This window comes from Massilia sp. ZL223 (assembly GCF_018119395.1).
Taxonomy (GTDB): domain Bacteria; phylum Pseudomonadota; class Gammaproteobacteria; order Burkholderiales; family Burkholderiaceae_D; genus Telluria.
In genome coordinates this window covers 15,530-28,447 of the sequence record NZ_JAGPWD010000039.1, presented here as the reverse complement: position 1 = coordinate 28,447, position 12,918 = coordinate 15,530, and the positions used below count along the sequence as shown (strand labels likewise).

Annotated in this window: 11 protein-coding genes; 9 read left to right on the top strand and 2 right to left on the bottom strand. The window is 65.9% G+C overall.

The features are described 5' to 3' along the window. The first annotated feature begins 43 nt into the window (after positions 1-43). The 4 genes from KBW95_RS20215 (at position 44) to KBW95_RS20200 (ending at position 4,660) form a co-directional block, all read left to right on the top strand. Positions 44-1,207, top strand: coding sequence for a hypothetical protein (locus tag KBW95_RS20215; protein ID WP_211524948.1), 1,164 nt, complete (start codon positions 44-46; stop codon positions 1,205-1,207). 9 nt (positions 1,208-1,216) lie between these two features. Next, on the top strand, positions 1,217-2,086 hold the full coding sequence (locus tag KBW95_RS20210; protein ID WP_211524949.1) for a hypothetical protein: 870 nt from the start codon (positions 1,217-1,219) through the stop codon (positions 2,084-2,086). 151 nt (positions 2,087-2,237) lie between these two features. Beyond that, entirely contained in the window at positions 2,238-3,548 is a 1,311-nt protein-coding gene (locus KBW95_RS20205; RefSeq protein WP_211529185.1) for a GGDEF domain-containing protein, read from the top strand. Between the two features lie 32 nt (positions 3,549-3,580). Continuing rightward, positions 3,581-4,660, top strand: a complete 1,080-nt coding sequence (locus tag KBW95_RS20200) for a hypothetical protein (protein ID WP_211524951.1) — start codon at positions 3,581-3,583, stop codon at positions 4,658-4,660. 18 nt (positions 4,661-4,678) lie between these two features. Here KBW95_RS20200 and KBW95_RS20195 read toward each other — a convergent pair whose 3' ends face one another. Further along, on the bottom strand, positions 4,679-6,418 hold the full coding sequence (locus KBW95_RS20195) for a methyl-accepting chemotaxis protein (RefSeq protein WP_211529184.1): 1,740 nt from the start codon (positions 6,416-6,418) through the stop codon (positions 4,679-4,681). Between the two features lie 222 nt (positions 6,419-6,640). Here KBW95_RS20195 and KBW95_RS20190 point away from each other — a divergent pair, with 222 nt between their 5' ends. The 5 genes from KBW95_RS20190 to KBW95_RS20170 all read left to right on the top strand — a co-directional run bounded on the left by KBW95_RS20190 (position 6,641) and on the right by KBW95_RS20170 (position 12,307). Continuing rightward, entirely contained in the window at positions 6,641-7,543 is a 903-nt protein-coding gene (locus KBW95_RS20190; protein WP_211524953.1) for a class I SAM-dependent methyltransferase, read from the top strand. A 103-nt stretch (positions 7,544-7,646) separates the two neighbouring features. Then, entirely contained in the window at positions 7,647-7,856 is a 210-nt protein-coding gene (locus tag KBW95_RS20185) for a DUF2945 domain-containing protein (RefSeq protein ID WP_211524954.1), read from the top strand. Between the two features lie 44 nt (positions 7,857-7,900). Further along, positions 7,901-9,046: a branched-chain amino acid ABC transporter substrate-binding protein gene (locus tag KBW95_RS20180; protein WP_373888834.1), complete on the top strand. Its 1,146-nt coding sequence runs from the start codon at positions 7,901-7,903 to the stop codon at positions 9,044-9,046. 155 nt (positions 9,047-9,201) lie between these two features. After that, positions 9,202-11,286: a M13 family metallopeptidase gene (locus tag KBW95_RS20175; RefSeq protein ID WP_211529183.1), complete on the top strand. Its 2,085-nt coding sequence runs from the start codon at positions 9,202-9,204 to the stop codon at positions 11,284-11,286. 241 nt (positions 11,287-11,527) lie between these two features. Further along, positions 11,528-12,307, top strand: coding sequence for a PEP-CTERM sorting domain-containing protein (locus KBW95_RS20170; protein ID WP_211529182.1), 780 nt, complete (start codon positions 11,528-11,530; stop codon positions 12,305-12,307). A gap of 69 nt (positions 12,308-12,376) precedes the next feature. Here KBW95_RS20170 and KBW95_RS20165 read toward each other — a convergent pair whose 3' ends face one another. Further along, positions 12,377-12,826 (bottom strand): nuclear transport factor 2 family protein, encoded by a 450-nt coding sequence (locus KBW95_RS20165; protein WP_211529181.1) that lies wholly within the window; start codon positions 12,824-12,826, stop codon positions 12,377-12,379. Positions 12,827-12,918: the final 92 nt, after the last annotated feature.

Genomic DNA, 12,918 nt, shown 5'->3' with positions numbered 1-12,918 from the left:
CGCGGCCCTTTTCAGCATTCCTGCGCTGGCTGCCGCGCAAGACGTGCAATTCAATGCCTCCCTGACCGTGGGCGCCTGGAGCGGCAACCGCGTGCTGGACGAGCGCAGCGGCGTGCTGGCGCGCGCCGTCGCGGCCAGCGCCGGCGCCGACCTGGCCGACAGCATCCGCCTGAAGGTCGACGCCACCATCTACCAGTTCCCCCAGCAGCGTGGCGATGACACCCGCACCGCCCTGCGCGAGGCCTACCTGCAGTGGGACGGGGAAGCTACCACGGTGCGCCTGGGACCGCAGATCGTGGCCTGGGGCAGGGCCGACCGCGTCAACCCGACCGACAACCTGACGGCGCGCGACTACACCTCGCCGTTCACGGTCGACGAAACCCAGCGCATCGGCGCGCCCGCGCTGAGCGTGACCCGCGAGCTGGGCGAGGCAGGGCGCCTGAGCGTGCTGGCCAAGCGCTTCCGGCCCAGCAAGGGACCGAGCGACAACAATGAACTGGCCCTGCCGGCGCGTCCGCACGATGACGAAACCGAATACGCGCTCAAGTTCGACCACACGGGCGAGTCGCTCGACTGGTCGGTGTCTTACTTCGACGGCCTGGAAAAACTGCGTTCCTTGCAGCTGATTCGCGGGCCGGCCAACCGCATCCTGGGCGCAAGCCGCGGCTACGCCCCGCTGCGCGCCTTCGGCATCGACGGCGCCGCCACGGTGGGCGCCTGGGGCCTGCGCGGCGAGCTGGCGCGCCTGCGCTACCGCGACACCCGCTACGGCGCCACGGACGGCCGCCTGTCGCACTGGTACGGCATCGTCGGCGCCGAGACCAACCTGCCCGGCGCCGCCACGGCCAGCGTCCAGTATTTCTTCCGCCATTTCGGCGAGGCGCCCGTGATCGGCAATATCACGCCGGCGGAAGAAGCGCTGCGGCGCCGCCTGCGCATCGCCAACAACCAGTTTCACACATACCAGGACGGTTTCACGGTGCGCTATGGGCAGCGCCTGTGGAACGACCGCGTCGACTACGAGCTGGTCGGCATGGTGAACCTGCGCGAGCACGACTACGCCATCCGTCCACGGGTGAGCCTGCGCTATTCCGACCACATCAAGTTCTTGGCTGGAGCGGACGTGTTCAAAGGGAAGGAAGAGAGTTTCTTCGGCAGCATCAAGAAAAACACCGTGGCGTTCGCGGAAGTCGTTTTCATCTACTAAGGACATTCCATGCAAGTTCCAGCCAATATCCTGTCGCTCAAGAAGCGTGTCGTGGCCGAGATCGGCGACGATCTGGCCCGCCACGCCCCGGAAGACTCCTGCCTGCTGCTGGACAGCACCGGGCCGAGCTTCACCCGCCAGTACATCGTGCTCAACGCCATCGGCATGGAGCGCCTGGCGCGCTTCGGCGAGATCCATGCCTTCTCGGGCTCGGTGTATGCGCTGTTCGGTTTCCTGGCCTTCGCCACCGGCCGCAACAAGGTGAGCATCGAATCGCTGTGCCACGAGGAAGCCGAGACGGTGTTCCGCAACCAGCACCACGTGGGCCGCTTCTCCGGCCTGCGCTCGATCGGCAAGCTGATGACCGGGCGGCCGGCCTTCGGTACGGTCGATCCGCTGATCGCTTCGCTGGAATACATGTTCGGCGACTTCGTCGACCAGCCTTTCTCCAGCTTCGGCAGCAATATCCACGTCTACCTGGCCGCATCCAAGAACGCGCCGCTGCTGGTGCTGTCGAATAACGAGCGCTGCTCGCCCGAGCTGGAAGCCCTGCGCGCGCTGCCGGTCAAGCAGATCATCGCGATGGCGGCCAACGTGCCCATCGTCTACGGCGGCAGCCGCGCCGGCACGCCTTACTTCGACCCGGTCTACACCAGCCACTACGTGCCGACCCTCAAGCGCATCACCGCCACCGGGCGCCACACCCTGATCTCGACGCCCTGGCGCTCGGGCGAGAAGGACAACCGCCGCTACCTGAACTGCTACCCGAGCGGCAATGCGCGCTGGCTGATGCTGAAGGACTTCGCGCGCCTGGTCAGCGGCCAGCGCAATGTCTCCTGGAGCCGCGACATCTATACCGCGTTCAAGGTCGCCGCCTGAATCCTGCTGAGTAATTCCATGCGGCAATATCGCACCGGCTTGCCGCCATGCCGCATGGGTTTTGCTTGCCATCAGCTGGTTTGATCGGCATCCTTGTGTCTGAGCGCGCGGCAGCGAAGGCCGCCGGCACGACGATGAAAGCTGATGAGACATGACGAGCGAGGCGCCGCTTTACCGGAATCACGTACTGCTGTTGTCGCAGAACTTCACGATCAAGGATAACCAGGACGAGCTGCAGCTGCACGCCCACAAATACGATTTCGACTTCCGGTTTTTCTGCGAAGTCAAAGATTTCGTCAAGGCCGTGGAGGCCGACACCGGCAACAGCCTGTTCGTGATCGACCTCGATGCGCTGCACAACATGCAGTCCGACATGGAGGACAAGCGCAAGACCCTGATGCTGGGCGAACTGCTGCAGCGCTTGCCCGCCAATCACTCCTACGTCTACCTGCAAAGCGCGCGCCAGGGCAGCCGCTTCCTGCTGCAGCAGCGCCTGGTCGACAGCAACTGCCTGGCCTATGCCGAGAAGCCGATCCCGAACGACGTGCTGGTCGACAAGCTGTTCAACCTCTTCATCCAGAAAAAGCGGGGCGACCTGATTCGCCTGATGGTGCTCGGCGAGGTCCCGGGCCTGGACGAGGACGCGCTGCTGCGCCGCCGCCTGGAACTGCTGCGCCATACGGACGCCCAGACCCTGCACCTGCGGGTGAAGGACGTCCAGCCCGAGATGGTCCTGATCACCGAAGCGGAGTTCGAGCGCAACGAAGCCATCGTCCGCATCCTCAAGAAGAACGTCGAAGCCGATCCGGTGCGCGAGATCATGCTGCTGCAGCAGCGCCTCGACGCCAACCTGACCAGGCGCGCGCTGGCCGGCGGCTTCGACGCCATCATGCAGGCGACCGAACCGGTGCTGCTGGCCGGGCAGCTGATCAACCGCGCCGACAAGATCCGCGTCAACAAGGACCTGATCGGCAAGGACCGCGCCACCGGGCTGCTGAACAAGGTCGGCCTGCAGAAGAAGGCCCAGGAACTGGTGCGCCAGGCGGCGCGCGAGGAAGTGCCCTTGAGCCTGGGCGTGGTCGACATCGACAAGTTCAAGACCATCAACGACACCTGGGGCCACCATTTCGGCGACATCGTGATCAAGCGCCTGTCGCTGGCGCTGGCCCAGCACGTGGAAGAGGGCGACCTGCTGAGCCGCTTCGGCGGCGAGGAATTCGTGGTGGTGTTCTGGAACACCACCCTGGAGGAAGGGCAGCGCCGCCTGGACGCGATGCGGAGCTCCTTCTGCGCCACCGCTTTCGAGGTCGCGCCCGGCGACGTGCGCCATTTCTCGTTCAGCGGCGGCATGGCCGCCTTCCCCGAGTACAAGAGCGAAAACGAGCTGTTCCTGCGCGCCGATGCGATGCTCTATGAAGCCAAGGAGAACGGGCGCAACCAGGTGTGCATCCGTCCGGTCTAAGCCGGCATCATCTTTTTCTTTCGGAGCCAAGCATGTCGTCATCCAGGCATTCCTCTCGCCGTCCCGCCCTGCCAGGCGGCAAGTCCGCATCCCAGGCGCGCAGGCAGTTCGCCCCGCTCGCCGAGAAACTACAGGCGGCGCGCAGCGTGGCGGCGGCCTGGGAAAACGCACACGATGAAGCCGAGCGCCTCGCCAGGGCCGAGCTCGCTCCCCTGAGTGCAAGCGTCGACCGGCGCCTGAAAGAACTGCTGCTGTTGCTGGACCGCGAACATGGATCGGAGGCGCTCGACGAAGAGGAACGCGTCACGCTGTCCGGTTTCATCTTCGACGGGGCGATCGAGCTGCTGGACGAAGGGGACGATCCCGAGCTGGAAGCATTGTGCGACCGCCACGCCGGCGAACCGCCGTACGACGACGAGGACGACGAGGATGAGGACGAGGACGAGGACGACCGCGCCGGCCGGGAATTGCGGGCGATGCTGAGCGAGGCGCTGGGCGAGGAGATTGACGAAAACATCGACCTGGCTACCCCGGAAGGACGGAGCACGATCCTGGAGCTGCTGGAAGAGGACGAGCAAATGGAACGTGCGCGCGCAGAGCGGCGCCTGGCTGCCATCGAACAGGCAAACGATGTCTGGGCCTCGGACAGCAAGCGAATTGAGGAAATCGTGCAGGCGCTCTCCGCTCGCCTCGGCGTGGCGCTGGAGGCAGCCCCGGCGCAGGACCTGCTGCAGCGCGCCCGTAGCGCCCAGGAGGCTGGCGACCTGGCCGGCCTGCTGGAGGTGCAGTTCGAGGCCGAGCAGCTGGGCCTGGCGGAGCGCCTGAGCGAAAAGCAGCTGGCCGAGTGCGTCAAGTTGCTGAAAGAAGAACTCAAGTTCCTGGAGCGCGAGACCGCCGCCATGGAAAGCGAGGCGGCGCGCATTCTTGGCCCGGGCGGGGACCCCGCCCAGCGCCTGCTTCCCGGCATGCTGCTGATCGAGCTGGGGGCCGATATCGAGGAGCTGAAGGAACAGGACGCCCAACTGCAGCGCGACCTGGCCACGCTGCACAATCCGGCGAAACTGAAAGCCTGGATCCGGGCGCTCGACGACTTCGGCGACGATCCGGACTGAGAGCCAGGACCTGGTTCGTCAAGCCGCCCGTGCCGTCAGCGCCCGAACAGGAAGCTGGCGTGGCGCGACCGGCGCCGCCGCGTGCCCATGTTCCAGCTGGAACACGCTGGCCACCTCGGCCAGGTGGCGCGCCTGTTCCGACATCGCCTGCGAGGCGGCGGCCGCTTCTTCCACCAGGGCCGCGTTCTGCTGGGTGCCCTGGTCCATGCCGGTGATGGCGAGGTTGATCTGGTCGATGCCGGCGCTCTGCTCGCGGCTGGCGGCCAGGATCTCGCTCATGATGGCGGTGACGCGCTTGACGCTGTCGACCACCTCGGTCATGGTCATCCCCGCTTCGCTCACCAGCTTGCTGCCGACGTCGACCTGTCCGACCGAGTCGCCGATCAGTTCCTTGATTTCCTTGGCGGCGGCGGCCGAGCGCTGCGCCAGGTTGCGCACTTCCGAGGCCACCACGGCAAAGCCGCGCCCTTGTTCGCCGGCGCGCGCCGCTTCCACCGCCGCATTCAGCGCCAGGATATTGGTCTGGAAGGCGATGCTGTCGATCACGCCGATGATGTCGACGATCTTGCGCGAGGAGGCGTCGATCGCGCCCATGGTGTCGACCACCCGCGCCACCACCGCACCGCCCTTGGCCGCGATGTTCGAGGCGTTGAGGGCGAGCTCGTTGGCTTCGCGTGCGTTGTCGGCGTTCTGGCGCACCGTGGCGGTCAGCTCTTCCATCGAGGAGGCGGTTTCTTCCAGCGAGCCGGCCTGCTGCTCGGTGCGTTCCGACAGGTCCTGGTTGCCGGCCGCGATCTGGCCCGAGACGCTGGCGATGGTCTGGGTGCCGTGGCGCAGCTCGCCGATCACGCGCGCCAGGTTGTCGCGCATGGTGCGCATCGCGTGCAGCAGGCTGCTGTCGTCGCCCGCGCGCAGGTCGATCGCCACCGCCAGGTTGCCGGCGGCGATCTCGGAGGCCAGGTGCTGGGTCTCGGCCGGTTCCGCGCCCAGCTGGAGGCTCAGGCGGCGGTAGACCGCGAACAGCCCGCCCGCCACCAGCAGCACCGAGGCCAGCAGCAGCAGGACGGCGACCAGGAAGGCCTGGCGGCTCGCTTCCTCGGCCTTGGCCACGGCTTGCCCGGTGCGCTCGTCCAGCAGGCCGAGGAAGGCGTCGACCGGCTTCATGATCTGGGCCTTGAAGCGGTGGTAGTCGTCGCTGTGCAGCAGCTTGCGCGCCATTTCCATGTCCGGGCCGTCTTTTTCCACGAAGCGGCCGCTGCCGTCGTCGAACAGGCCCTTGACCGCGTTCATGGCCACCACTTCGGTCTTGACCAGGGCGTTGGAGTTGTTCTCGGCTTCCTTGAGCTTGGCGAACTCCTGCTCCGAGAAACCGGCCCGTTTCATCAGCTCGGACAGGGCGATGGTCTCGCCGCCCGGGCGCGGCATGCTTTCGCCGGCCGCCACGAAGTCCCAGTAGATGCGCTCGTAGTTCTGCGGGCGCGGCTTCTTGCCGCTGCGAATGTCCAGGATCTCGAGGTATTGCTGCTCGTACTTGGCGTCGCCCGTGACCACGTAGGTGCGCGCCAGGCGGGTGAGGTCGTCCGAGCTCTGGCGCAGCTCGTCGGCCAGGATAGTGGACTGGTAGCGCGCCTCGTTGGCGAGCGACACCTGCGCCTGGGTCTGGCGGACGCGGTAGAGGGCGCCGCCGAACAGGAGTGCGAGAACGACCCAGCCCAGCAGGGCGAGGGTGAAGGTTTTTTTCATTGTCCAGGTTGTCATTTTTCTCTTTGTGGTCGAAGCTGGTTCAAGGCGCTTTTTGCGGCGGGCAGACTACCATGAGTTAGTTCCTATTGGAAACTAATAGAAGGAATAGCTTTCAGGCATTAGACAATGGCGCGGCCGCACAGGATGTCGGCTGGCGCAAGGACCCGCGAACTGTACCCGGCGCGGGTGGTCACACTTTGGCCGGCGTCCCGTCCGGTCCACATCGAGGAGGTCTTCATGAGTCAACCCACGCAGCCGTCCCAGCCGGCAGGCCAGCCCGCCCCATCCACCGCCCAGCCTGCCGCCCAGCCGGCGACAGCCACCCCCGATTTCGACGCCATCAAGCGCCGCCAGCAGGCCACCTGGGCCAGCGGCGATTTCGCCGTGATCGGCGTGACCCTGCAGATCGTCGGCGAGAACCTGGCCGAGTCCGCGGACATCCGTGCCGGCGAGCGGGTGATCGACATCGCCGCCGGCAACGGCAACGCCACCCTGGCCGCGGCCCGCCGCTTCGCCCAGGTGGTATCCACCGACTATGTGCCGGCGCTCCTGGAGAAGGGACGGCTGCGCGCCGCCGCAGAGGGCCTGGCGGTCGAGTTCCGCGAAGCCGACGCCGAGGCCTTGCCCTTTGCCGACGGCAGCTTCGACGCGGCCCTGTCCACCTTCGGCGTCATGTTCGCCCCCAACCATGCGCGCACGGCCGGCGAGATGCTGCGCGTGGTGCGCGAGGGCGGCCGCATCGCCTTCGCCAACTGGACGCCGGAAGGCTTCCTCGGCCAGCTGTTCAAGACCATCGGCAAGTACGTGCCGCCGCCGGCGGGCCTGCAGTCGCCGCTGCTGTGGGGCAAGGAAGACCATGTGCGGAGCTTGTTCGGGGTGCATGCCGGCGACGCCCGATTCGAGCGCCGGATCTTCAACTTCCGCTACGAATCGCCGGCGCACATGCTGCAGGTGTTCCGCGACTTCTACGGTCCCACCCATATGGCCTTCCGCAACCTGGACCAGCAAGGGCAGCGCGCCCTGGAGCAGGATGTCCTGGCCTTGTTTGAAGGCGCCAACACGGCCGGGCCGGGCGCGCTGGTCATTCCGGCCGAGTACCTGGAAGTCGTGGTCAACAAGGGCGCTGCGTCCCTGCACTGAAGGCGGATGCGGCGACAGCGCCGCCGGATCCGTGGTCCAATACGCCGTGGTCCCCCGGGAGCACGGCGGGACATCCTGTTTTCCGAACACGCGAAGGAAGATCATGACGGACACATTCAAGGCCGGCGACAAGGTGGAGTGGAAGTCGGCGCAAGGCGTGGTGCGCGGCACGGTCAAGAAAAAGCTGACCTCGCCCACCGACATCAAGGGGCACCACGTCGCCGCATCGAGCGAGCATCCGGAATACCTGGTCGTCAGCGACAAGACCGGCGCCGAAGCGGCGCACAAGGCCGAGGCCCTGAAAAAGCGCTGATAGTCTGTCCCGGCAGTACAATCGCAGGCATCTCATCCAGGAAGATGTCCATGCGTTCAACTGCCTTGCTGCTGTCGTCGTTTCTTCTTTCCGTCCCCCTCGCACAGGCCCAGTCCGAGATCCGGATCGGCAGCGCCTCGCCCCTGTCCGGACCCGGCGCCCACCTGGGCAAGGACATCGAGAACGGCGCCCGCATGGCGGTCGACGACCTGAATGCGAAAGGCGTCACGATCGGCGGCAAGAAGCTCAAGTGGGTGCTGCAGGCCGAGGACGACGGCAGCGACCCGAAGACCGGCACCGCGGTGGCGCAGAAGCTGGTCGACGCGGGCGTGGTGGCCGTGGTGGGCCACCTGAATTCCGGCACCACCGTGCCCGCCTCGAAGCTGTATGCGAGCGCCGGCATTCCCCAGATCTCGCCGGCCGCCACCACGCCGCTCTACACCCAGCAGGGATATCGAACCGCCTTCCGCGTGGTCGCCAACGACAAGCTGATCGGCCGCGCCCTGGCGCGCCAGGCGGTCGACAGGCTCAAGGCGAAGAAGATCGCCGTCATCGACGACCGCACCGCCTTCGGCCAGGGACTGGCCGACGAATTCGTGCGGGCCGTGAAGGCGGGCGGCGCCGCCGCCATCGTCAGCCGCCAGTTCACCCACGACAAGGCAAGCGATTTCAGCGCCATCCTGACCCAGATCCGCGCGCGCCAGCCGGACGTGATCTTCTACGGCGGCATGGATGCGGTGGCGGGACCCATGCTCAAGCAGATGAAGGCGCTCGGCATCCAGGCCAGGCTGGTGGCGGGCGACGGCGTCTGTTCCGAGAAGCTGCCGCAGCTGGCCGGCGACGCGCTGGGCGAGGACAAGGTGTGGTGCGCGGTGGCCGGCGGCGTCGAGCAGGCCGGCGAAGCCGCCTTCGCCGCCTTCGGCGAACGCTACCGGCAGCGCTACGGCTACCCGCTGCAGACCTATGCGCCCTATGCCTACGATGCGGTCATGGTGTTCGCCGCCGCCATGCAGCAGGCACAGTCCAGCGCGCCGGCCCGCTTCCTGCCGGCGCTGGCGAAGATCGAGCATGCGGGCATCACCGGCCCCATCGCCTTCGACGCCAGGGGCGATTTGCGCGACGCGGCACTTACCCTGTACACCTACCGCCAGGGCAGGAAGACCAAGCTGCAGGTGCTGCGCGCCCAATAAAGCAGCGGCCGGCGCATTTTTCATACGGCCTGTATTGACGGGCCTTGTTGCGCTTTTCCGTCACCCTCTCCATGCATATCCAAATGCGCTTGGCAGCGCCACGCCCGTGGATTAGGATCGCTCGGTTCACAACAACAACCATATTGGAGAGAGACATGAAGCGTCGTTTGTGCAGCAGTCTGATTGCGGGCTTGTTTACGGTCGCCGCCCACGCCGGTGCGCATGATGGCGCGCATGATGCCGCCCCTGCGCCCATGCCTGCGCCCGCGGCAAGCGCCGGCGCGGTATCGGGCATCGACGTCGCGTCGATGGACCGCGGCGTGCGCGCGCAGGACGATTTCTTCCGCTACACCCAGGGCGGCTGGCTGAAGAACGTGGACATCCCGTCCGACCGTTCCAGCTGGGGCGCTTTCAACATCGCCCAGGACAAGGTGGAGCAGCAGCTGCGCACGATCGTCGAGCAGGCCGCCGCCGCCAGGGACGCGGCGCGCGGCTCCGACGCCCAGAAGATGGGCGATTTCTACACCAGCTACCTGGACGAGAAGCGCCGCAACGAGCTGGGCCTGGCGCCCCTGAAGGCGGAGCTGGCGCGGGTCGCGGCCCTGCAGGACAAGCGCGCGCTGGCCGCGCTGATGGCGCGCTTTTCGCGCATCGGCGCCGGCAGCCCGCTCGACATGGCGGTCCACCAGGACAACAAGGACTCCACCCGCTACATCGTCGACATCGTGCAGTCCGGCCTCGGCATGCCCGACCGCGACTACTATCTCTCCACCACCGACGCGCGTCTGAAGGACATCCGCGCCAAGTACCAGCAGCATGTCGAGAAGATGCTGGCGCTGGCCGGCCATGCCGACGCCGCGGCCAAGGCGGCGCAGATCGTGGCGCTGGAAACCGAGCTGGCGCGGGTGCAGTGGAGCGCGGTCGAGAACCGCGACCCGGTCAAGGCCTACAACAAATACAGCCTGGCGCAGATGCCGGGCCTGACTCCGGGCTTCGACTGGAACGCCTGGCTGGAAGGCGTGGGCGCCAAGGGCAAGATCGACTCCCTGATCGTCAGCCAGCCGAGCTACCTGTCCGCGCTCGACAAGCTGATCGCGGCCACCGCGCTGCCCGTGTGGAAGTCCTACTTCGAATTCCGCCTGCTGAGCGCCTACGCTCCCTACCTGTCGCAGCCCTTCGTGGACGAGAGCTTCGCCTTCCGCGGCGCCGTGCTCTCGGGCGCCAAGGTCAACCGCCCGCTGGAAAAGCGCGCGATCGCCGAGATCAACCGCAACCTGAGCGAAGTGGTGGGCAAGGCCTACGTAACCCAGCACTTCCCGGCCGAGCGCAAGCAGCAGGTCGAGGAGATGGCCAGGAACTTCATTGCCGCCTTCGGCGAAGGCATCGAGATGCTCGACTGGATGACCCCGGAGACCAAGAAGCAGGCCCAGTTGAAGCTGTCCAAGATCAGCGTCAAGATCGGCTACCCGGACAAGTGGCGCGATTATTCCGGCCTGGACATCGTGCGCGGCGACCTGGTCGGCAACGTGATGCGTGCGCGCGAGTTCGGCCATGCCTACGAGGTGAACCGCCTGGGCAAACCGGTCGACCGCAGCGCCTGGGCCATGTCGCCGCAGACCGTCAACGCCTACTACAACCCGGAGCTGAACGAAGTCGTGTTCCCGGCGGCGCGCCTGCAGTATCCGCTGTACGACGCCAGCGCCGAACCGGCGGTGAACTACGGCGCGGTCGGCATTTCGATCGGCCACGAGATCAGCCACGCCTTCGACGACCAGGGCGCACAGTTCGACGGCGACGGCAACCTGCGCAACTGGTGGACCAGGCAGGATGCGGAGCAGTTCGCGGCGCGCGGCAAGGTGCTGGTGGCGCAGTACGGCGCCTACAGCCCGCTGCCGGGCTACCACCTGAACGGCGAACTGACCCTGGGCGAGAACATCGCCGACAACGCCGGCGCGATCATGGCCAGCCGCGCCTACAAGATCTACCTGAAGGGCAAGCCGGGCCCGGTGATCGACGGCTTCACGGCCGAGCAGCGCCTGTTCATGGGCCTGGCCCAGGCGCGCCGCGGCAAGGCGCGCGACGCCAGCCTGATCGCCCAGATCAAGGCCGACCCGCATTCGCCGGCCGAGTTCCGCGTCAACGGCAGCCTGCGCAACCATCCGGGTTTCTATGAGGCCTTCGACGTGAAGCCGGGCGACAAGATGTACCTGGCGCCCCAGGACCGCGTGATCTTCTGGTAAGCCATGTTTGCTGCCGGCAGTTTTCGTGCTTCTCGTTCAACGAAATATTGTCGGCAGCAAATTGAATTGACTGGCGGTTACATTTCCGGTGTCGAATAATTTAACAAAGGCAAGCAGAGAGTTTGACTAAAAAATAATTTCTTGTTTGATATCAATCAGATAAGTTGCTGGCACATTTCATGCTCAGGTGACTTTCCGTAACACCTCAAAACTTAATGTCACTATCTGATGGGAGATCAACATGAAATTCTGCAAAGTTCTGCCGGCTCTGCTGTTCGTCGCAGCTGCTGGTTCGGCCCAGGCTGCACCGCTGATCAACGGCGGTTTTGAAGACGGCAATACGAATGGCTGGACCACCGGCGGCGGCTACCGTGGCGACGTCTTGAATCCCCTGGTGCCGACGGACTTTCTTCCTGGCGGCTCCCAATACGAGGGCCCGTCGCCCCGTTCCTCGATCATCACCGCCGGCACCGTCGATCCGCTCATCGGCGCGGCTCTGGGCACGACCGTCTACTCGGGTAACTATTCCTACCGAGCTGAAGACACGTTCACCGGCGGCTACGGCTCGGTGATCAGCCAGAAGGTGCTGAACTACACCGACACCGACATCTTCTTCGCCTGGAAAGCCGTGATCGAGGGCGCCCATGACCCGAGGGAATCGGCACTGATGGTCATCGAGCTGCGTGACGACACCACCGGCCAGCTGCTCATCAGCCGCGTGTACGACGGCGGCGGCGGCGTGGACGGCCGCTTCAGCTCCTCCGGCAGCTACTTCTACACTCCCCAATGGCAGATCGAGCAGCTGTCCATCGACGCTTCGCTGTCGGGCCACGACTTCACCATCTCGCTGCTGGCGGCCGACTGCGCCCCGACCGGCCACCTGGGCTACGCCTACATCGACGGCTTCGGCGCAGAAAACCCGCCGCCGGGCGACGTGCCGGAACCGGCCAGCGCTGCCCTGCTGATGCTGGGCGCCGGCACCCTGGCGGCAGTGCGCCGCCGCAAGCAGGCGAAGGCTTAAGCCTTACCCGACGCAGCCGACACACGAACGCCAACCCTACGGGGTTGGCGTTTTTGTTGGGCACAAGGCTCAGCTCAGCGCCGGATTGCCGGCGGTCCTGGCGCCGGCGCTGGCCGGATAGCACTGGAAGGCTTCCACCGCAACATTGGTGTCCAGGAACTCGCGGAAGGCTGCGATGCGCCCGTCCCGGATCGTGAAGATGTGCACCCAGTCGCTCTCGAAATCCATGCCCGTATCTTTCGCGGTCCAGGCGCCATGCCCCAGCACCACCACCTTGTCGCCCTGGGCGATGAATTCCTTCGGGGCGTATTCGCGCACCGCCTGCATCTCGCCGAGCGTGCGGAAGAATTCGGCCACCTGGTCGCAGCCGTGGCGCTTGCCGGTGAAGGGCAGGCCCGGCACGTCCGGCAACTCCCATTCGACCTGGTCTTCCATGCAGGCCAGCACCTGGTCGAGTTCGCCACGCCCATAGGCCGCGTAGGCTTGCTGGATCATCTGGACATTCTGCTGCTCGTTCATGAGAACCTCCTGTGGGTGAATTTCCAGTATGTGCCAGGAAGCGCAGCCGTCAAGGAGAACCCGTCACGGCGGGTGCGACCTATGTTACTGTG